The 20,622-nt window shown below is 46.0% G+C and carries 16 protein-coding genes; 9 read left to right on the forward strand and 7 right to left on the reverse strand.

All coding sequences use genetic code 11. The features are described 5' to 3' along the window. Positions 1 to 290: 290 nt before the first annotated feature. Positions 291 to 2,516 (forward strand): S46 family peptidase, encoded by a 2,226-nt coding sequence (locus BTJ40_RS10510; protein WP_108733047.1) that lies wholly within the window; start codon positions 291 to 293, stop codon positions 2,514 to 2,516. Between the two features lie 84 nt (positions 2,517 to 2,600). On the opposite strand, the gene BTJ40_RS10515 is transcribed toward BTJ40_RS10510, so the two are convergent. Further along, positions 2,601 to 3,140, reverse strand: a complete 540-nt coding sequence (locus BTJ40_RS10515; RefSeq protein WP_238152190.1) for a DUF3299 domain-containing protein — start codon at positions 3,138 to 3,140, stop codon at positions 2,601 to 2,603. Positions 3,141 to 3,310: 170 nt separating this feature from the next. Here BTJ40_RS10515 and BTJ40_RS10520 point away from each other — a divergent pair, with 170 nt between their 5' ends. The 4 genes from BTJ40_RS10520 to BTJ40_RS10535 all read left to right on the forward strand — a co-directional run bounded on the left by BTJ40_RS10520 (position 3,311) and on the right by BTJ40_RS10535 (position 7,458). Continuing rightward, entirely contained in the window at positions 3,311 to 4,048 is a 738-nt protein-coding gene (locus BTJ40_RS10520) for an ABC transporter ATP-binding protein (protein ID WP_108733049.1), read from the forward strand. Then, on the forward strand, positions 4,038 to 5,246 hold the full coding sequence (locus tag BTJ40_RS10525; protein WP_108733050.1) for an ABC transporter permease: 1,209 nt from the start codon (positions 4,038 to 4,040) through the stop codon (positions 5,244 to 5,246). Before BTJ40_RS10520 ends, BTJ40_RS10525 begins: the two co-directional genes overlap by 11 nt. A 265-nt stretch (positions 5,247 to 5,511) precedes the next feature. Further along, positions 5,512 to 6,816, forward strand: coding sequence for a hypothetical protein (locus BTJ40_RS10530; RefSeq protein ID WP_157954000.1), 1,305 nt, complete (start codon positions 5,512 to 5,514; stop codon positions 6,814 to 6,816). Positions 6,817 to 6,936: 120 nt separating this feature from the next. Next, positions 6,937 to 7,458: a DUF4166 domain-containing protein gene (locus BTJ40_RS10535; RefSeq protein ID WP_157954001.1), complete on the forward strand. Its 522-nt coding sequence runs from the start codon at positions 6,937 to 6,939 to the stop codon at positions 7,456 to 7,458. A gap of 68 nt (positions 7,459 to 7,526) precedes the next feature. Here BTJ40_RS10535 and BTJ40_RS10540 read toward each other — a convergent pair whose 3' ends face one another. Beyond that, positions 7,527 to 8,249, reverse strand: coding sequence for a cysteine hydrolase family protein (locus BTJ40_RS10540; RefSeq protein ID WP_202862881.1), 723 nt, complete (start codon positions 8,247 to 8,249; stop codon positions 7,527 to 7,529). 603 nt (positions 8,250 to 8,852) lie between these two features. Here BTJ40_RS10540 and BTJ40_RS10545 point away from each other — a divergent pair. The 3 genes from BTJ40_RS10545 to BTJ40_RS10555 all read left to right on the forward strand — a co-directional run bounded on the left by BTJ40_RS10545 (position 8,853) and on the right by BTJ40_RS10555 (position 11,804). After that, a complete protein-coding gene (locus BTJ40_RS10545) occupies positions 8,853 to 9,755 on the forward strand; it encodes a prohibitin family protein (protein ID WP_238152191.1) in 903 nt (300 codons plus the stop codon). A 290-nt stretch (positions 9,756 to 10,045) separates the two neighbouring features. After that, the gene (locus tag BTJ40_RS10550) at positions 10,046 to 10,837 is read left to right on the forward strand and encodes a penicillin-binding transpeptidase domain-containing protein (RefSeq protein ID WP_157954002.1); all 792 of its coding nucleotides are present in this window, start codon (positions 10,046 to 10,048) and stop codon (positions 10,835 to 10,837) included. Between the two features lie 136 nt (positions 10,838 to 10,973). After that, entirely contained in the window at positions 10,974 to 11,804 is an 831-nt protein-coding gene (locus tag BTJ40_RS10555) for a DUF2059 domain-containing protein (protein ID WP_157954003.1), read from the forward strand. A gap of 100 nt (positions 11,805 to 11,904) precedes the next feature. On the opposite strand, the gene BTJ40_RS10560 is transcribed toward BTJ40_RS10555, so the two are convergent. Continuing rightward, positions 11,905 to 13,794 carry a potassium transporter Kup gene (locus tag BTJ40_RS10560; protein ID WP_108733056.1) on the reverse strand — a complete coding sequence of 630 codons (1,890 nt, stop codon included), beginning with the start codon at positions 13,792 to 13,794 and terminating at the stop codon, positions 11,905 to 11,907. Between the two features lie 306 nt (positions 13,795 to 14,100). Between BTJ40_RS10560 and BTJ40_RS10565 the strand changes: the two genes are divergently transcribed. Further along, entirely contained in the window at positions 14,101 to 15,741 is a 1,641-nt protein-coding gene (locus BTJ40_RS10565) for an acetolactate synthase large subunit (RefSeq protein ID WP_108733057.1), read from the forward strand. A gap of 13 nt (positions 15,742 to 15,754) precedes the next feature. Here the strand turns inward: BTJ40_RS10565 and BTJ40_RS10570 are convergent, their stop codons facing one another. From BTJ40_RS10570 to BTJ40_RS10585, 4 genes are all read right to left on the reverse strand, one after another. Further along, positions 15,755 to 17,086 (reverse strand): hypothetical protein, encoded by a 1,332-nt coding sequence (locus BTJ40_RS10570; protein WP_108733058.1) that lies wholly within the window; start codon positions 17,084 to 17,086, stop codon positions 15,755 to 15,757. A gap of 386 nt (positions 17,087 to 17,472) precedes the next feature. Further along, complete coding sequence (locus BTJ40_RS10575; RefSeq protein ID WP_108733059.1) at positions 17,473 to 18,498, reverse strand: HlyD family secretion protein; 1,026 nt, start codon at positions 18,496 to 18,498, stop codon at positions 17,473 to 17,475. 5 nt (positions 18,499 to 18,503) lie between these two features. Then, a complete protein-coding gene (locus BTJ40_RS10580) occupies positions 18,504 to 19,769 on the reverse strand; it encodes a glycosyltransferase (RefSeq protein WP_108733060.1) in 1,266 nt (421 codons plus the stop codon). A 482-nt stretch (positions 19,770 to 20,251) separates the two neighbouring features. Then, positions 20,252 to 20,503, reverse strand: a complete 252-nt coding sequence (locus tag BTJ40_RS10585; RefSeq protein ID WP_108733061.1) for a hypothetical protein — start codon at positions 20,501 to 20,503, stop codon at positions 20,252 to 20,254. Positions 20,504 to 20,622 lie beyond the last annotated feature (119 nt).

A 20,622-nucleotide genomic window follows, 5' to 3' on the forward strand; every position in this document is an offset into this window, starting at 1 on the left:
GCAACTTACATCTTATTCAGATCTGGCAGACCTTAAATGATACAATGTATCAAATATATCTTTCTGGTTTATCCAGTTTAGATGGAAGAGCCAGGGAAATAATGGCGATGATGGGCAGGCTACAAGTAGGGTCGCAGATGCGTGTTGGCCTACAGCCGAGGCGGGTATGTTACTCTGTCAGCCTGCCGTGTTTATAGGTGAATTTTCGGTGTATATGCCGCAAAAGGCAGGGTTGGTGTTGGGAAACATCCAAAACCAACTCGTTATTATTTAAATATTGCTGAGTAAATATGAAAATAAATAATTCTATTGTTTACGGGGTTGCAACCGCTGCACTACTCGCTGGTGCCAGTTTCTCCAGTCTTGCTGCTGAGAAAGAGAGCGTTTCGACCGAGGGGATGTGGCAGCCACATCAGTTGCCAGAACTCTCCAAAGAGCTTCGCGGTCATGGACTCGAGCTGGACCCAGCCAGCATGACCAAGCTTACCGAGTTCCCAATGAATGCGGTGATCAGTTTGGGGGGGTGTTCCGCTTCTTTTGTCTCTCCCCAGGGATTGGTGATTACCAACCACCACTGTGCCTACGGCTCAATTTCTTACAATTCAACTGAATCCAAGGATTTATTAGCTGAAGGTTTCCTGGCCGGAGATTTATCTGAAGAGCTGCCTGCTGCACCTGGCTCCCGCGTCTATGTCACCGTTGCAATGAACGAAGTGACGGACAAGGTCAACGAACGCCTGACTGATGAGATGGATGGTGCTGCACGTTTTGCTGCAATCGAAGAAGCGGAGAAGGCGCTGGTTTCCGAGTGTGAAAAAGATCCGGGCCATCGCTGTGAGGTCTACAGCTACTACGGCGGTTTGAATTACTACCTGGTTAAGCAGCTGGAAATCCGCGATGTGCGTTTGGTCCATGCGCCGGCGTCTTCGATCGGCAAATTCGGCGGCGATATCGATAACTGGATGTGGCCTCGCCATACTGGCGATTATGCCTTCTACCGCGCCTATGTTAGCAAAGATGGTAAACCGGCTGACTATTCTAAAGATAATGTTCCTTACAAGCCCAAGCACTATCTGCCCGTAGCGGCAAAAGGGCCTAAAGAAGGTGACTTTGTGATGGTTGCCGGTTATCCGGGTCGTACTAACCGTTATCGCACTGCCCAGGAAGTGGAAAGTAACTTTAACTGGTATTACCCAAACATGCAGCGGGTACTGGGTGAATGGTCGGAAACGATTGGTGCGGCAACTGCCGACAATAAAGATGCAGAGTTAAAGTATGCAAGCCTCGTGGCAGGTTTGAATAATTACTCTAAAAACTTTACCGGCATGATGGAGGGTTACCAGCGCAGCGATCTATTGCAGCGTAAAGAAAAGCTGGAAAAAGCTTTGCAAGCTTGGGTGGATTCAGACAAGGCCCGCGAGAAAAAATACCAGTCGACGATTGATGACCTTAAGGCACTGGTTGTAGAAAAAGAGTCAACCCGTGAACAGGACCTGGCCATTGATTATATGGATCGCTCTGCCATGCTGGGTGCCGCGAGCAAACTGTATCGATTGGCTAAAGAGAACGAAAAGCCTGATGCCGAGCGAAAGCCGGGTTATCAGGAGCGGGATCTGACCCGGTTCACAGAGGGCATGCGTCGTATAGAGCGCAGCTACCATCCGTCAGTCGACAAGCAGATCTGGCTCTACTTCCTGGACCGCTACCAGGCGCTTCCGAAAGAGCAGCGTATAGCCAGTTTTGATCGTTTCTTAAACATCGATAAAGGCAATGCTGATTTAGAGGCAACTCTCGACAAAATGTATAAGGAGACAGAGCTTTCCGATGTTGAGGTACGTGAAGCGTGGATCGGCAAAAAGCCTGAAGACTTCAAAGAGAGCAAAGATCCCTTTATCCAGCTGGCAGTGGCCATGTACGATGACATGCTTTCCCGTGAAGAGCATGAGGAGTCCATGAAAGGGCGCTTTGCCCAGCTGCGCCCACAGTATATGGAGATGCTGATTGATTATTACCACTCATTGGGTAAGCCGGTCTACCCGGATGCAAATAGCTCCCTCCGCGTAACCTATGGCCTGGTCAAAGGCTATGAGCCACCAGCCGGAACGATTAAGGAGGCTGCCGATGGCAATGACGGCAAGCAAGGTTTTGTACCTTTTACAACATTGCGTGGCATAAAGGCCAAGTACACCGGCGAGGACCCGTTTGATGCTCCGAAAGCTCTGATGGAAGCTATAGATAAGAAAAATTTCGGCCGTTACTACGAAAAACAGTTGGACTCCGTACCGGTTAATTTCTTAAGTACCGTAGATATTACGGGAGGTAATTCAGGGTCTCCAACCATGAATGGTCGCGGCGAGCTGGTAGGTGTTGTGTTCGATGGAACCTACGATAGCATCAATGCTGACTGGGACTTCACCGATAGTACCCGGGCAATTCATGTCGATATCGCTTACATTCTCTGGGTAATGGAGAATATCGATGGTGCCGGATATCTGGTTCGGGAGATGGGCCAATAGTCGGCGGCTCCATACGCGAGGAGTTGGCAGTAGCTAAAACCGCGTGATCAAGCGTTCCCGGGTGAGCAGTGCTCCCCGGGGACGTTATTCTTCATAAGGATAAATACTATCCACCTCCATGCTGTAGGCTGCAGTACCGAACTCGCTCTCTTTTTTTAGTGTCCTTAGATTTCCCTCTATAGTGAATGGTTCGTAGAGGGCGTCAACTTTAATCCCCGCTGAAAAACTGCCATGAATAACCTGGTTTGGGGGTGGGGGAGGTAGGTGGATACAGGCTCCGAAGTAGGGCACAAAAAGGAATCTGGAAATAGTCAATTCGTCATTGAATTCGATTGGCACTATAAACCCAGAAACACGTATTCGTTGATTGTCGAACTCTGGTTTTATTCGGGTGGAGGTTAAGGCGGCCTGGTAACGACTATCATCTTCAGTCGTGCCGGAGGTAACTGATGTTGTAGGCATCGAATCGGCAGCTGAGCCTTCAACAATGCTATCGATATACTCTGGCGGATTGAGCAACGCATCCAGATCGTCTTTTGGAATTAACTCCTCCCAACTCACTTCACGATATTTGATTCTAACCAGCTTCACCTTAGCGTGTTCGGCAACTGGCGCTGAAACCATATTTGTTTCCTCTCGACTGTCACAGGCGGTGGTAAGTAGTGTTACAAGAAGGGCAAAAGCCATCGCAAGAGGGTATCTCTTCATAGTTATGGGTTATTTACTAAATAAAATGTTGTGATATATCATTATATATCTGCTAGAAAAAATCTATGCTGGAAATGAGGTACTAGATGAATACCTTCCCCCCAAAGTTGAATCCAGCGGTTGAAGTGGAGCAGCTGCGCTTCGCCTACCGAAAAGGCCCTGCTGTCCTGGAAATCCCTTATTGGTCACTGGCTACTGGTGAACAGGTATTTTTACGCGGCCGCTCCGGTAGTGGAAAGTCAACATTGTTAAACCTGTTGGCAGGTATTCTGTATGCAAAAGTTGGAAGCCTTAAGGTTTTAGGGCAACCGCTTGGGGTAATGAGTGAACGCAAGCGGGATCGCTTTCGGGCGAAAAATATTGGTGTTGTATTTCAGCGCTTCAATCTGATTCCCTACTTGAGTGTGGAGGACAATATTCGTGTCGCCACTCACTTTGCCGGCTTCCGAGGTGATTTTCCGTACAGGGTAAGGGAGCTGTTAGCGGGTCTTTGCTTGGGAGAAGAAGTGCTACCCAAGAAAGTTGCCAATTTGAGTGTTGGGCAGCAGCAAAGAGTGGCAATTGTGAGGGCATTGATCAATGAACCGGAGTTACTTCTGGTTGATGAACCTACATCTGCTTTAGATCCCGAAGCGAGAGATGCTTTTGTCCAGTTATTAATGACAATTTGCAAGCTCAAAAAATGTACGCTGATTTTTGTCAGTCACGACAGCTCTCTGGAGCGGCACTTCCCATTGGTTACGGATATACGCGAGTTGAATATTGCCTGGAAGCTCGGGCCCGAATGGGATACTGCACCGGAGGCATTGGCCGATGTTTATTAAGCTTGCCTGGCATAGCCTGATGCAGCGTAAGGGAAGTGTATCACTGGCAATATTGTCTGTGGCTGTGAGCCTGATATTGGTTTTGGGAATAGAGCAGCTGCGCAGCCATACTCAAAGCAGCTTTGGTCGCACTGTGTCAGGGGTAGATCTAATTGTTGGAGCGCCAGCCGGAGAGTTAAACCTGCTGCTGTACAGCGTATTTCATATCGGAAATGCCAGTAACCTTATTTCATGGGAGAGCTATCAGGAGTTTGCCCAATATCCACAAGTGAATTGGACTGTGCCACTATCACTGGGGGATTCTCATCGTGGTTACAGAGTGGTGGGGACCACCGAGGGCTTTGTCAATCACTATCACTATGGGAAGAAGAGGCCACTGGAATTCTCAAGCGGCCAGAACTTTGTCGATACCTTTAGTGTGATATTGGGTGCAAAGGTTGCCCGGGAGCTCAACTATCAACTTGGTGACACCCTAAAATTATCCCATGGCTTGGTGGGAACCCACTTTACCGAGCATGGTGAAAATCCCTTTATCGTTAGCGGGATACTTAAACCCACAGGCACGCCTGTAGACCGAGCACTCTACGTAAGCTTGGCGGGGCTGGAAGCAGTTCATGGTGCTGATGTAGAGCACGGTGATCTAGTACCTGAAAATATTACTGCTTTTATGTTAGGGCTTAATTCCCCTATAGCTACATTTCAGGTGCAGAGAAAAGTTAACGAGTATTCCAAAGAACCACTTATGGCAATCTTACCGGGCATTGCATTATCGGAACTTTGGAGAATATTGGGCGGCCTGGAAAAGGTATTATTTTTTGTCTCCGCGATGGTGGTTGTGGCAGCTTTGCTAGGCTTATGTATCTTGCTACTTTCTACGATGCGTGAACGTAGATCAGAGATGGCACTGTTGCGGACGGTGGGCTCGGGCCCCGTTTTTCTATTTTTATTGGTCGAAACTGAGGCGCTATTGGTTTTACTTTTAGGTGTGATAATGGCTGTTTCTGGACTGGTTTTAGGAGGCTGGTTGGTTGAACCACTTCTTGCAGATCAACTCGGTATTTATTTGGATGGTATTGCCATAGGTGAACGTACCATTGTGCTTTTAGGCTTAGTGCTAGCATGTACTTTAATAGTGGCTGCTTTTCCCGCTATAAGTGCTTGCCGCCGGTCCCTGGGGGACAATTATCTCCTGCGTTGATTGGAGCTTGGGGAGTTGCAGCAGGGCTAAATCCAGACAGGAATAACTCTTTAGCCCTTGATAAAAAAAATAATCAAATATCTTCTAGTTTATAGGAAATATAAGCTTTGTAATTTCGATACTTATTCGCTTTATTGCCTTTCCAGATAATCCGTGCTCCTATCCCCATGCTGTGACATTTTTCTGTCAGGTGAGCTGTTTTATCCCATCAATTGTAGCAGCTCACAAGCACTATCTAATAATTTGATACAACAAGGAAATAGTTTTGAATAGGATAATATTAACAGTCTTACTGTTGTTGGGTAGCCTTAATATTTTTGCGTCAACTCCAGATGTTGAACAGGCTAAGGATTCTCTGGAGGTTGTGAAAGAGTTAACACCCTGGCCTTGGGAAGAACCGATATCCCCAATCCTTGAAGAATATCTGGCAGCTGAATTCGATCAATACTCGGGAATGGCAAAATCCCACTATATGGTTGAAGAATTACTGATGCATAAGTGGGGTCAGTCAATCACAGAATTTATTGTATTAGCCGAGCTTCTGTACACGTTTCAGCCAGAGGATTACCAGGAGCAATATAGGTCTGAATTTGATGCTGCTATTGCTGATCTGGATCTATTCAGGTTGGCAGTTAATGAGTTACTGCTTCCCTATGTGCCCGGTTATAAACTGAAACAGCAAATTTTGACTAAGCGCTTTGATGGCGAGGGTATGGTAATTGCTGTCTTTGATTTGTTTGATCCGACACGCTTACAAGAGCAGCGCGAACAGTATCCCAATATTGAAGCAGAAGTTGCATTTGGTGATCCCATTACTTTCCTTCATGGTAACACCGTAATTGATATCATTTTGGATATTGCTCCGAAGGCAACTATTGTACCCGTTAGTGCTGAGAGCAAAACTTATAATGATGCAATGGCCTATATGCGGTATCGAGATGACATTAGTGTGATCAATATGAGCCGTGCATTCCATATTACCAATGACCAACTGGACCCAGAGTTTGCAGAGCATCTTTCCGCTATTTTACAAAGTAAGATTTTTACAAAGTCACTGGGAAATACAGGTACGGATCTTGAGCATAACAACACTGATGTGAGAGAGCGCTTGGAGCTACCGCCACTCGGCAGCTTCTTTACCTATGACCTGGATTTAATCAGGGCATTCCTTGCTCAGAATGAAGGGCAGGCCGGTGCTGAGAATTTGTTTTTTGCAATCAACCTCCAGCCATTCTCAAATGAGATCTCACTTACGGCGACGGTTCCGGGTTACAACCCCTTGGCTATTAAGCAGAGCTTTGCTATTGCCGGCGATGCAGTATATTCAGCTTCCAGTCAAAACTTTGAGTCTGGTAGCTCTTTTGCCGCTCCTCAACTAGCGGCTGTCAGCCTATTGCTCCTTGAAATGGCAGACTACTACGGCCTTAGCAAGGTAGAAGCTGCTCAACTAGTGAGCAAGTCATTGAAAGATAATGCTCGCCGTAGTTGGTTAGGTCATCACAACACCGGGCTTGGGTTCGTTGACGCCCACCGGGCTATGAGCGCTATTCTGAGAGCGAATAGCAAATAAGCTTGATTTAGTCATTGAGTTGAATGAGAGTGCGCTGGCAGGTTGAATATTTGCAGCCTGCCAGTTACCTGTATAGATGGTACTGTGGGTAAAGGAAGTGAAGAGGAATAGGAGTGAATATTGAACATACTTTCTGCTCATATGGGGTCCTCATTCAATGAATTATCTCCACTGCTGCAATTTGCACACACTGGGGTGAAGAGGTATGAGGGCTCTGTTGTAGTCAAGCGAGGTGGAGTTATTGCGAATACAATTTGTTCAATATTTCGATTTCCGAAGGCGAGTTCAAGTTCGCAGTTAGTTGTTGATTGTGGGCACTTTTCCGATCGAATGGATTGGGTGAGAGATTTCGATGGGTTCAAGATGAGTTCATCATTTTATTCAGAAAAAAATTACCTGGTGGAAAGGCTCGGCCCTTTGGAAATGCAGTTTACCGCTCATAATGTCAACGGAGCACTTGAATATCAGTTTTCGAAAACGAAGCTATTAGGTATAGCTTTGCCCAAATTTCTTTGGCCCAAAGTCAAGGCATATGAAACAGAAAGTGAAGGGCGGTATCAATTCAGTGTCAGTGTGCACATGTTTTTAGTGGGGTTCATCTTGTCATATGCTGGCGACCTGAAAATTACGGAGCCCGCTTGATTTAAAATGCCATTAGGGAAGAGCGATCTCAGTAACAAGCTCTTCCCCAACTACAATACATTATTTACTTACCTGGTATTAGAGGCTTCCGCTAGTCCCTTCAGGAGTTTCTGGCTATCTGTATGAGCGCCAAAGACACCTCCCTGCATAGTAATCATCTTGAGAGCCGACTCATGATTGCCGATGTCGGTAGCCCCAGTGCAGTCTGATAGAAGCAGGCACTCGAATCCTCGATCATTTGCTTCCCTCATGGTGGTGTGTACGCAGACGTCGGTTGTAACGCCCACGAGAATCAAGTTATCGATCCCTTTAAGCTTGAGTATGAGCCCGAAGTCTGTAGAAAAGAAGGTACCTTTGCCAGGCTTATCAATAATGACCTCACCAGCTTTGGGCGCTAGTTCAGGGATCACGTCCCAACCAGGTTCCCCCCTGACTAAAATACGTCCACATGGTCCCGGGTCGCCGATACCTGCAGCAATTTGTCGTGAGCGCCAGCGTTTGTTTGGAGGGAGGTCAGAAAGGTCGGGGCGATGTCCCTCCCGGGTGTACATAATGTGATAGTTTTCTGCCCGCATCGTATTCAATACTTGCTGGATGGGTTCGATGGGCCTGCGCATTGCCTCCAGATCATATCCCATCTTGTCGACATAGCCGCCGGGGCTGCAAAAGTCCACCTGCATATCAATAACCACGAGAGCGGTGTTTTCTGGCCTGAGATCCCCATTATATGGCCACTTGTATGGATTGGCCTCGACAGGGCCATTTTTGTACGATGTATCTGAAGTGCTCACTGTCAAGGCCTCTACTTATTGATAGAGAAAGTGATTGCTAATGGATAATAGCGTTGATTGAGAGCTTGATTGAATGGCAAGGCTTTATCGGGCGCACAATTCTTGCTTAGGTGAGGCATAGCTGGATTTGCATAAGTAATAAGTGCTCATCTGGTAGTGGGTTTAGGCGTATCTCTCCTATATCTTTTATTCATGAAAGGCCAAAAATACTGTGACATGTATTTTTGTGTATACGGTTCTCTTCAAGTATTTGATCAAATTTAAAAGACGGTTTTTATTCGTATATCTAGCATATGAAATTGCGAATGCGATTTTATTGTGCGCTAAATATCTACAAACAAGATCACGGTTGGATAGTTGAAGCTTACCTCTATATTTCGCTTCAAAGAGTTCGTTCCACTGATATGTGGAAGTGAAACGTTACACTTTTTTTATTGAAAAATTATCTATATTATCCTGCGGGTCATTTTGAGTGAATTTTAGTGGAGCTTATTTGGTACTCCCTTCTGGTTTAGAAATGTAGGGATTAAAGAATGTCCGCTTATGTATTCATCTTTGAAGTTAAGAACCGTTTTTTGGCTGTAAGTAGTTAAAGGAAAGTTTGTGGAAAATCTTAAGAAGGGAATTTTCGCTGGTGTTGCATTACTGATTATCCCTATCACCATGGGGACCGTTTTCACGGTTGACGAGGGTCACGTAGGAATCGTAAAACGATTTGGCAAGGCAGTCTCACAGGTTGATCCCGGAATTCATACGAAGGTCCCACTTATGGATAATGTGGTCGAAATCGAAGTGAGAACCCGGAAAAATGTTGAGACGATGAATGCCGCCACCGCAGAACAAATGCCATTAAAAGCAGTGACTGCGGTGAACTGGACGGTAACTCGCAGTGCGGCCATAGAATTGTATAAGCAATATGGCGGTTTGGAACAATTTGAACAGCGGATTCTTGACCCCAGGCTGAGAAGCGCTAGTAAAGCTGGTTTGGCTGAATTCAAGGCAGAGCAGATTATCCAGAACCGGAATGCAGCAATTCGACGGATTGAGGAACTCTTGGAGGAGGAAACCAAGGGGTTGCCTATGGAATTGGGAGATGTACAGATTGAGAGCATCAGCTTGCCTCCCAAGTACATCCAATCTATTGAAACCAAGCAGACAGAGTTGAACCTGGCGGCTGCCGAAAAGCACAAATTGGAACGTCAAAAGCTGGAAGCGCAACGTGAGGTGAATACTGCTAATGCGCGCCGTGATGCCACCAAAGCTAAAGCAGATGGTGAGGCCCATAAGATTCGTGTAGAAGCCGAGGCGGAAGCTTTTGCGATTCTTGAGAAAGGGGAAGCGGAAGCCGCAGCGATTAAAGCAAAAGCTGATGCGATTGCCAGAAACCATACCTTGGTTGAATATATCCGCGCGCAGCAATGGAATGGTCAGATGCCTTCAACTATTATGGGTGGCGATCAGCCAATTCTGTGGGATATGGGGAATAACTCAGACCGCAGAAATTAAGATAGCCCAAAGCTAGAGCTTTGCTTGCTTTTTACACAAAAGGTTTGGTGCTTATCAATAGGAAGCACCAAGCCAAGTTTGTTCAGTTGGCAGTATTTCCTAAATTCTAAATGATGGTACAGTCATTACTTAATGAGGACTGTTTGTTAGTCTCGTAGTTACTTGACTTGCCAAGTAACTCCTCCCAATATCCGAAAGGTACTTTTCGGTGTGCTTATTACCCGGTATATCCTGATTAATTTTATTGATGTTCCTCGGGTATCACGCACTCTAAATTAAGGAGATTCCGGTTGAAACACTTTATATGGTTTATCACTGCTGCAATATTGGTTTTTGGTGTCAGCAACTCGGTGATTGCAGAAGATGGGGGCTCATGTAGCAAGTTATGTACTTTTGTGCTCAAGAATAGTCGGACCTCAGAATATACGGTAATTAATAGGGAGAGGGCAGCCAAGCAGTTCACACCATTCTCTACTTTTAAGGTTCCCAATACCCTTATTGCCCTTGACTTGGGTTTAGTTGAGAACCTGTTACAAGAGCTAACCTATAATCATGACAAATACCCGGCTAAAGCGTGGTGGCCTACAATCTGGTCAGAAAGACCTTTGACAATTCGCGAAGCATTTCAAAATTCAGCGGTTCCGATCTATCAGCAATTAGCAACGGAGATTGGCGCTAAGAGAATGAATCAGTATTTGGCAGGTTTTAATTATGGTAATCGGGATGCTTCGTCTGGTATTGATACCTTCTGGCTCAATGAGAGTATCAAAATATCAGCGTTGGAGCAGATAGACTTCCTGGAGCGTTTATTTACTGGTCAATTACCTGTATCGCAGTCAGCTATAGATAAATTTAAAGAAGTGATGCTGGTAGAGGAAACTGATACCTATAAGTTATATGCAAAAACAGGAGGAGGGCCATTAGCTAAGAATAAGGCTTTAGGTTGGTATATTGGAGTTGTAGAGTCCAATAACAATATTCATTTTTTTGCGATAAATATGGATGGCAAGAGCTTCCGGGAAATACAAAAGAAAAGAATTGTGTTTGCTAGAAAGAAACTGTCTGAACTGGGAGTTTTATAGAATCTTGGCTTTCCTTCTAAAAATATGGAAGCTGTGTAATGGTACGGCTGTATAGCTAAGGTTGAGCTGTTTTGATTGATTGTTCTGTGCCAATCGGCATAATGGCGACCAAATTCACCTTTAGATGGGGGTTCCTGTGGGAATTCAAGCTGCAAAATTTGTATTTGCTGTATTTATCAGCACATTTTGCTCACTATGCCTTGCTGCCGATAAAGTAGCTGGTCTGGATAAACTTTTGCTTTTATCGGGTTTCACCAAGCAGATTGAAGAGCTTCCGGGAGTAGTGAAATCCGGTTTTGAAGAGGGTGCACAAAAGGGTGCCCCGATTCCTGAGGATGAGCTGAAACGAATCCTTGAAAGTGTAGATAAGACAATCTTGCCATCGGTAATTATGAATGAAGCGCGTTCATCATTGAGTGAATCTTTGACCGAAAAGGATATCGAGGCTTTGCTGGTCTGGTATGAGTCTGATTTGGGTAAGAAAATTACTGCTGCAGAAGAAAAAGCAAGTACTGGTGAGGCCTACCAGGAATTAATGGTTAATGCTCAGCAGTTGATGCTGGATACCAAGCGTATTGAGGTGGCAACACGTATTGATCAGCTTGTTGGTGCTACTGATATGGCAATGGAAATGCAGGCTACTACAGGTATTGCTGTCTATTCTGCAATTATGACAATGATGGCTCCGGGGCAAGACATCAATCTAGATGCTTATAAAGCACAAATGGAGGCAATGAAGCCCCAGATGCGTCAGAGTATTGAACAGCTTGTTGCCGTCTCTTTCGTATATACCTACCAAGGCATCGATGATGCAAGCCTGGCAAAATATGAGGAGTTCTTGAGTAAACCTGAGACCAAAAAGTTCAACTCTTCCGCAATCAAGGGCCTTAATAAAGGGTTTGCAGAAGTAGTAGGCCGTTGGTCTGGTGACTTGGCCTCTATACTTAAGGGCGAAGCTAATATGTAAGCATTTATTTTAGGGAGCTTTGAATATTTCCTGCATATCTTGATAGGAATATTCAGGGCTTCCTTGATCGAAGCCACCAATTAGAATATAGCTCGTTAACTCAAATCATTATATTCTCTTGTACTTCAACCGTCCGATTGGCCGGGATGTGGTAATAATCGATCGCACTGCTTGCATTACGCATCATGGCGGCATAGATACGCTCTCGCCAATTTGCCATTTTACTATAGCCGCCTTTAACTGGAAATACATTGTATCGACAGGTAAAGAATGAGGCTTTATTAGGATCTATATCTAATAAATGCATTTTATTAAGTTTGCTCAGTGTTTTTTCGACATCTGGGCTTTCCATATATCCATATCGTAGAATTAGCCTGAAGCACCCCTCTCTGAGTTTGCTGATAATTACCCGATTCTTGAGCATCACCATGGGCGTATTGGCGGCTGTAACTGTCAGGAAAAGGTTTTTTTCATGTAAGACATGGTTGTGTTTTAAGTTATAAATTAAAGCGTGCGGAACATAGAGCTGGTTGGTGCTTACAAAGATTGCTGTTCCTGGCACTCGCAAGGGAGGGTTTTCAAAAAGCGAGTTGAGGTAGGGTTCTAATTCGTAATTTTTACTTTCTAAATAACAGTTGATTGCTTTCTTCCCATCTCGCCAGGTTATCATAAGCATAGCGATAAAGCCGGCCAGGCTAATAGAAAACCATCCACCATGGCCTATCTTTGCCAGATTTGAGGATACAAAAACAAAGTCAATCAGGGCGAAGAAAGAACCTACGATAAGGCAAAGTGCCAAATTGTATTTAAGGTAATAGCGATATACGACTGTTGCAATACAGGAGGTAATAAGCATAGCGCCACTTACAGAAACACCATAGGCACTGGCTAAATGAATGGAGCTTCCAAACAGAAGTGTCACAATAATTACCGCTGACATTAACAGATAGTTGACCCCGGGCATATAAACTTGTCCCGCCAGTACTGATGATGTGTGGCGAACAGCAAAGCGGGGCATCAGGCCAAGCTGAATTGCTTGTTTGGTCAGTGAGAATGTACCCGAGATACAGGCTTGCGAAGCAATACAGGTTGCCGCAGTTGCAAGAATAATCATCGGGTAGAGAGCCCAGTTGGGGTACATTCGATAAAAGGGGTTGTCTACAGTAGAAATATCACTAATCAGCAGGGCCCCCTGTCCCATATAGTTCAGTACCAGAGCAGGAAACACCAAACCTATCCACACTATTCGTATCGGTGTGCGTCCGAAATGCCCCATGTCAGTGTACAGTGCCTCCCCTCCTGTAAAGACGAGCAATACTGCACCTAAAATCCAAAATGAGGCGAAGCCATGGTTGCTGAGGAAATATACGGCATGGATTGGATTGACTGAGTGAAGAATGATGGGATGCTGTAATACCCAGTAGAGCCCTGCTATGAGCAGAATTAAGAACCAGATGGCGGTAATCGGGCCAAAAAGCTTTCCCACTGCCTCGGTGCCAAAGCGTTGTAAAAAAAACAATCCAAACAGCACTCCGATAGAAATAGGGAGGACAAATGGCTTAAGTGTCCTGTTAACGACTTCCAGGCCCTCCACCGCCGAAAGAACAGAGATGGCCGGTGTAATAACCGCATCGCCAAAGAACAGTGCTGCGCCAGCAATCCCACCGCCGATAATGAGTTTCCTCAATAGTTCTCGTCCCTTGGTGGCTTCCAGAGCCAATGTCATCAGCGCCATGATTCCGCCTTCCCCCCGGTTGTCCAGGCGCATTACCAATATCATGTATTTAATAGTTACTATGAGCGTAAGGGCCCAGAAGACCGCAGAGACTCCACCGATAATCGTTTCGGTATCGTGGGGGATTCCATATCGAGGGTGGAAAATCAGCTTGAAGGCATAGAGTGGGCTGGTGCCGATATCACCAAATACAACCCCGAGGGCGGCAAGTGAAAGAACCCAGTGTTTTCTTGCGCCTTCTGAGTGAGATTCCATTTGCAACTCTTATCATCCGGTGTCATACAGAGGCTGTGATCAAAGACTTCTCAGGGATTTTGCTGTCACCAATGATGAGTGGATAGCCACGCGCAAGAGATTGGTTTTCCCTGAGACTGATCTTAGCAACACATCGCCAGTGCACCATGTGAGCTGTAGTCCAGGGTGCGAACTTATGAGCCTATGAAAGTGTGATGTGAGATAGAGGTATCCGGGTAATTGAGCGATAGTGCAATGGAGTTAGTAGAGCAGCTCTTTTGGCGGTGATCTCAATGTCAGTGACACGGGACTACAGGAGCCTCCCCAATGAAAGCATCGGACCTTTTTATTCGCGCCCTTGAAAGAGAGGGAGCGGAATATATTTTTGCGATTCCTGGAGAGGAAAACCTGGATATGCTGGAGTCTTTGCGAGGCTCTAAGATCAAGCTTATTGTGACCCGCCATGAACAGGGTGCAGGTTTTATGGCGGCAACCTATGGCCGCCTCACGGGAAAGCCAGGTGTCTGTATGTCTACTTTGGGGCCAGGCGCTACGAATCTTGTGACCGCCGCAGCCTATGCCCAACTCGGTGGGATGCCGATGGTGATGGTGACCGGACAAAAGCCAATCAAGAGTTCCAAGCAGGGACAGTTCCAGATTATCGACATCGTTGACATGATGCGTCCACTCACTAAATTCACCAAAACAATAGTCGGTGGTGACTATGTTCCGGCCCATGTCCGCGAGGCATTCCGGCAGTCGGAAGAAGAGCGACCGGGCGCAACTCACTTGGAGTTTCCTGAGGATATTGCACGAGAGCATTCCACCATGCCGGTATTGGAACCCAGTTATATCCGCAGACCTATTGCAGAGGACAAAGCTGTGCGCAAAGCGGCAGAGGCTATTGCCGCCTCTCGCAAACCGCTATTGCTGGTGGGCGCCGGTGCAAATCGTAAGCTGACCGCCAAAATGCTGCGCAAGTTTGTCGATAAGCTCGGTATCCCCGTAGTGACAACCCAGATGGGAAAGGGGGTAATCGATGAGTCAGGCCCGCATTTTATCGGTAATACCGCGCTCTCCGATGGCGACTTCGTTCACCGGGCCATTGAGCAGGCAGACCTGATTATCAATGTGGGCCACGATGTAGTCGAAAAGCCACCTTTCTTTATGCGGCCGGGTGGGCCGGAAGTTGTGCATATCAATTTCAATTCTGCACAGGTAGATCCCGTCTATTTTCCGCAGATTGAAGTGGTAGGTGATATTGCCAACAGCTTATGGCAGCTGGACCAGCACCTGGAGCCGCAAGATCACTGGAGTTTTACTGATGCACATCGTATCCGCGCCGCACTACAGAACCATATACAAGAGGGCTCAAACACTACTACTTTCCCGATTCGCCCACAGCGACTGGTAAAGGATCTCCGTGAGGTGATGCCGGAGAAGGGTATTATTGCTCTCGATAACGGCATGTTCAAAATATGGTTTGCGCGTAATTACCCCGCTTTGGCACCGAATACCGTGTTGCTTGATAACGCTCTGGCGACCATGGGAGCAGGCTTGCCATCAGCAATGGCCGCCAAGCTGGTGTATCCGGATCGCCGTGTTGTCGCCATCTGTGGGGATGGTGGTTTTATGATGAATTCCCAGGAGATCGAAACGGCTGTTCGTTTAAAGCTTGATCTTATCGTTCTTATTTTGCGCGATGACGCCTATGGAATGATCAAATGGAAGCAGGCGATGATGGAGTTTGACGAATTTGGTCTGGATTTCGGCAACCCCGATTTTGTCGACTATGCGAAATCCTATGGCGCCCATGGCCATAGAATAACGGCAACTGATGAATTTAAACCGATGATCGAGAAGTGTTGCAAGGCTGGTGGGGTGCACTTGGTGGATGTGCCTGTGGACTACAGCCATAACGATCGAATTCTGAATCACGAGATTCGGGAACTATCGAGTAAATTATAGTTTTCAGGGCCTCTCAGATAAGCTCCTCTGGGCCGAGGACTTTAAAGTAGGGGCCAATATCCAGCCTGATAGATGACATGGCAATCTTGATCATTTCTTTGTGGTCTTCGAGTATGTCTTCCTTGGTAATACCATGAAGAACCATATAATCCTCATACTTGCCGATAATAAAGTCTTCCTTTCTGACACCTTCGTAAGCCCTGCATAAAACTCCATGAAGGTTTTCAATGAACTGACGTCGGGTTTGCATCATTTGCCGTGGGCCATGTTCGACTTCGAGTTCATGGGCATGCTCGTAATTGATATTTACCATGCAAAAATTTGTTTTGCTTTCTTTCCATAACCTGGCTGCCTGATTGAGTTCCACAATTAAGGTGAAGGGAAGGTTGGCAAACATGGGGTTGTGGTCTGTAAAGTCGAGAAACGCATAGCCGGCTCTTAGGTAACTGCTGGCCCTTTCCGTAAGGTCATAGCTGTGAATATCCCCGGTGCGTATTGATTCGCCATCGGTATCCATTTCGCAGTTGAGGCATAAAAATCCAATTTCAACCTCGGAGCTGGCGTGGCCACAGGAATTGCAAATGAGCAGGGTGCCGGGTTTATCGTAGTCACTGCCAAAATGCAGAAGTTCCTTACGGCATTTAGGGCAAATCAGGTCTTCCCCCTCCCTAAAGTCAGCTTCGCGGCCCAGATAGGCGCAGCTGAAATGGTGGAGATAGAAGTCCTCTGTGAGATTGGAGGATCTGCATACTGCGCACTCCTCGCGGACATTGAACTGGGAGGCGCCGCAGCCATTACAGATATGGCGACGATCGAAAAACTTTCCTTGTAGAAAGCCGGATTCGATCAGTTTTTCACACTCAGTGACCACCGTAGGACTATCGAGGATAATGTTGAAGTCAACAGTGGCTTTGGAATTGGGGCTGTAGTGTGGGGAAAGGCTAACGCCAGATACAAATAGGCGTGCCAGTATTTTGTCACTATCTTTTTGTGTGGTATGAAAGTCCAGGTGGACTTGTGCGCGGCGATAGTGGAAATCATCAATAATCTGGCTCACAACAGATGCATCTTGGGCACTCAGCTTTGAGCAATCCAGGTCCGCTTTTTCCCCTATAGTGCCAGTTAGATCAATCACTGGGAGAAGGTATAGACCGCCCCGTATATGCCATATGTGCGTTAGGTCTTCTACTGTCATCGGTTCTTCTATCAAAATCGCATCTTTGGACTCCCCAGTATGCGATTTTACTTTTGAGTCACCAGGCCAGCGGAAAAAACTATATTCATCACTTAGGAAGGAGATACCAAACCCTCCACGCCAATGGAAAACTACCTGTGTGAGCATCATGGCGTCACACAACTGAAGGTGCCGGTAAAGTTAATTTGAGCGCTTCAACCTATTCCTTGTAAAAAAATGATCACTCCCTGATCAATTAATGCGCCTTTGTTGCAAGTCATTTATGGCAGAAGAGGGCGTGAAGAGGTATTTCGAGCCTTAATAATGTTTTAAAAGCCGGATCAACAATTCCATCGTCATTTTATGGATGTATGGCGTGTCTGTTAAAACATAAAGACCATTAGCTACAAAGAAAAGATAGATGAAGAATATTAAAGGTGCTCAATCTGTGATCTCGCAGCATTTTATGGTGTTTTTCAGGACTTCTGATTAGCATAAAGCTATTGGGATTGAGTGCGTATAGAAGGGATAATTGCAGGTGGTTTAAAGGAGGTCTTCTAGTTTATGAAGCGCTCAACAATTACATCAAACCAATCAATTTTAAGGGTTATGGTGACTTTCTCGTTCACGGGGAACTTGGAAGGGTCCAATAAAATTATTTTGGCCAGCTGATTACGTGAAGTCGGCTTAAATGTATTCTGGAATTCTTGCGGTAATGCAGCGGACAGAGGGATCATTTCTACTAATACCCCTTTATCCTTAAAGCGCCCTCCGGCTACCAGAACCTCCATCCCGGGCTTGATGGCAAATTGATATTGATTGGGGAGATAGGCAAGTACATAAGCTTCCCCGGTATAGATAGACATAAGGGGTTCACCCGCATCATAGACGTTACCGACATGGGGAACTGATGCTCCGACCAGGCCGGAAGTAGGGCTTTGGATAATACCGTTGTTATAGTGCTCTTCCAGTTTTCTGAGTGCCTGCTCGGAGCGATATATAGCCTCTTCTACAGACCTGCGCTTTCCCTCTAAAGTGGCACTTTCAACTTGTAGCTTTACCAGGGTTTCACTGGCTTCGAAGTTATCTTTCAACACATCTTGATAGCCAACTTCACTAACAACCCCTTTGTTTGCAAGTTTATTGATTCTATCTACTATTCTGCCAATTTGTACTTTGCGCTCCTTGGCTGGAGTAAGTAGTTTCTTAGCGGTCTCAGCTAATAATGTAAACTCTGCTGAGATTTGTATCAGGTTGGCTTGACGAGTGGATAGGTCAGCGATACGTTCCAGCAATTCCATTGATTCGATTCTTAAAAGGAGCTCTCCCTCCTGAACTGCCTGTCCCTCATCAGCGGCAACTTCTACTACTTTTACCAGATAGCCCATTTCGATAACGCTTTGATCGCGGAGTACCAATCCATCGCTGCGCAGTAAAAACCAATCCCCCCAAATGTAGCGAATAACACCAATGGCAAATAAAATTAATATTGCCAGGTAGATGCGACGACTGGCAGAACCTCGTGTTTTGCGCTGCTCGCTTTCGAAGCTATCGGGGCGTAATCGCTTTCGCAGAGCCTTCATTGAAACTACTCACGAACACGATGTACTTTTAGTGGGGCGAAGGAGTCCTTATAGGATGTTCTAAATATCCATTCCTGGACATAAGCATAGAGTCTTACTACCCGCATAAAGTTGACATAAAAAATGCTATAAGCGGGGATATATGGCCAGAGCGGAAGTGATTTAACTTTTGGGGTCGCGTAGGAGGCTAAAGCAAAAGTAATAGTATCGAGTGCAATCAGTATGACCTGGGCTCCTGCCAAAATAAACCAGGAATTATTACCATAACGGACGAATAGCCAAATCATGTAAATTGGCAGAGCGATTGCGGCAATAACATTGAAAACCAAGAATTCATATTGGTGGAAGAACTCTTTAAATTGCATTCCCTCTCTGAATGGATTAATAAAATGTAGGTACTTTCGGTAGCGAAGACGGATAGCATCCCGTTCCCATCTAAAGCGTTGTCGCATCAGTACGCTAATACTGGTAGGGACATCGGTGTAACAAATTGCCTCTGGAGCAAACTCGACTTTCCAGCCGTAATCTCTCAGGCGGAAAGTAATATCTAAGTCTTCACCCCCGCCAGCATCAAAGCCACCAATTTGCTCCATTGCAGACACTCTAAAGGCGCTGAAGGCACCGGAGGCGCAGCACATCTGGTCGAGCATCGCCAGAGAGTGTCGACCCAAGCAGATACTGATTACATATTCAATAGCCTGGAAAGAGCTGAGTATATTTTCCGTTGAGTTCCGAACAATCACATTGCCCGAAACCACGCCAACCCTGGGATCGGCAAAGCCCTGCATCACATATTTCATTGCGTGGCGATCAAAGGTGCAATCACAGTCGATCGAAGCAATAAAATCGCCGCTTGAAAACCGCTGCCCTAAATTGAGCGCAGATGCTTTGCCACCACGCAACTCTGTTGCGTGCGCGCCATCAAGACGGCCTTTGTTTTGTAAGTAGTGGATGTCATCCCGGGTTTTATCTGTGGAGCCATCGCTGATGGCAATCACCTCATAGGGGATGTAACTCTGTTCCTGCAAGCGCTCTCCACACTTTTCAATTGAATTCTCTTCATTGTGCCCAGCGATAACGGCTGTAAGTCTACCTAGTGATTCAATATCTTCTTCGTATTCAGGTTTTGTGGCGAAAAAAAATACTGAGGTAAAGAATGACATTAAATATCTTGGGAGCTCCAAAACCACAACGATCCAAAACATGGTAAAGAGGGTGGCGTAGCTTTGGGTTGCAAAGAAAGTTATTCCATCGTCAATCATTTCCCACATTTAGGTGCGCTCTCTAACAAGACTCAACGATAGATGCTTGCGTAGAGCATGGCCCACGTAATTTGTATTTAAACAAGTAGGGGGCGAGGGTGGTGAAACGCTGGTTTCTTGCCGCGAACCACCTGAGTCGGATGGGGTTGCAGTATGAAGAGGTGGTCTTACTCTTGGCTTCCATTCATTGGTAAGGGCTTTAAATTCACTGCTTTTTAGGGTTAAGCCCAATGTTTATACCCCCTGATCTTGGCCTTTGTTTCTGGATGAAGCAGCGCTCAACAGGCCTAGTACGTATGAACCTGTGTAAGGAGGCACAGCTTCAATTACGGAGCAGCCATAAATCTCTCCACGAGGAAAAAACGATCTCTGAGATTGTCAGTATAGTCCACGGTGGTTTCGGGTGCCGAGCGCTGCTGGAGCCGGGGGCTCCAGGCAGTTTTGCATCTTGTAGAAAGAGGATATTTAGGGGTGAAATGACTGGTTAACTGCTAACGAACCTCAAGGTTAAGGTTGTATTGGGCGACCACGCGACCTATATAGCCCAACTTTAGAAATGTCGCACTAATCACCATAATGATATGGCCGGCAACCTGTGCGGGAATTGAAAACAGGTGTGATAGGGGGTAGCAAATCACAATAGTCATAATCAGCAGAGGAACTGATAGTAGAAGGGTAAAGTTACCTGCTTTGAGGAGTAGCTTGAATCGCTCGCGCAGCAAAGGATTTTCTGTGTTCAGCATATCGGCCTCTAGTATCGAACGGCGTCAAACTATCTGGAGCAACTGTTATGCCAACCATAAAAACTAATAAAAACAACAGGTTATTGGTTTTCTTATCTCTAAATGTGTCAAATTGACCT

It is taken from the genome of Microbulbifer sp. A4B17, from assembly GCF_003076275.1.
Taxonomy (GTDB): Bacteria; Pseudomonadota; Gammaproteobacteria; order Pseudomonadales; family Cellvibrionaceae; genus Microbulbifer.

Bases quoted from the DNA above. Each gene is read 5' to 3' on its own strand.
- BTJ40_RS10515 (WP_238152190.1), bottom strand. From the start codon at position 3,140: ATGGTTTCAGCGCCAGTTGCCGAACACGCTAAGGTGAAGCTGGTTAGA.
- BTJ40_RS10520 (WP_108733049.1), top strand. From the start codon at position 3,311: ATGAATACCTTCCCCCCAAAGTTGAATCCAGCGGTTGAAGTGGAGCAG.
- BTJ40_RS10570 (WP_108733058.1), bottom strand. From the start codon at position 17,086: ATGATGCTCACACAGGTAGTTTTCCATTGGCGTGGAGGGTTTGGTATC.
- BTJ40_RS10585 (WP_108733061.1), bottom strand. From the start codon at position 20,503: ATGCTGAACACAGAAAATCCTTTGCTGCGCGAGCGATTCAAGCTACTC.
- BTJ40_RS10560 (WP_108733056.1), bottom strand. From the start codon at position 13,794: ATGGAATCTCACTCAGAAGGCGCAAGAAAACACTGGGTTCTTTCACTT.
- BTJ40_RS10575 (WP_108733059.1), bottom strand. From the start codon at position 18,498: ATGAAGGCTCTGCGAAAGCGATTACGCCCCGATAGCTTCGAAAGCGAG.
- BTJ40_RS10510 (WP_108733047.1), top strand. From the start codon at position 291: ATGAAAATAAATAATTCTATTGTTTACGGGGTTGCAACCGCTGCACTA.
- BTJ40_RS10565 (WP_108733057.1), top strand. From the start codon at position 14,101: ATGAAAGCATCGGACCTTTTTATTCGCGCCCTTGAAAGAGAGGGAGCG.
- BTJ40_RS10525 (WP_108733050.1), top strand. From the start codon at position 4,038: ATGTTTATTAAGCTTGCCTGGCATAGCCTGATGCAGCGTAAGGGAAGT.
- BTJ40_RS10580 (WP_108733060.1), bottom strand. From the start codon at position 19,769: ATGTGGGAAATGATTGACGATGGAATAACTTTCTTTGCAACCCAAAGC.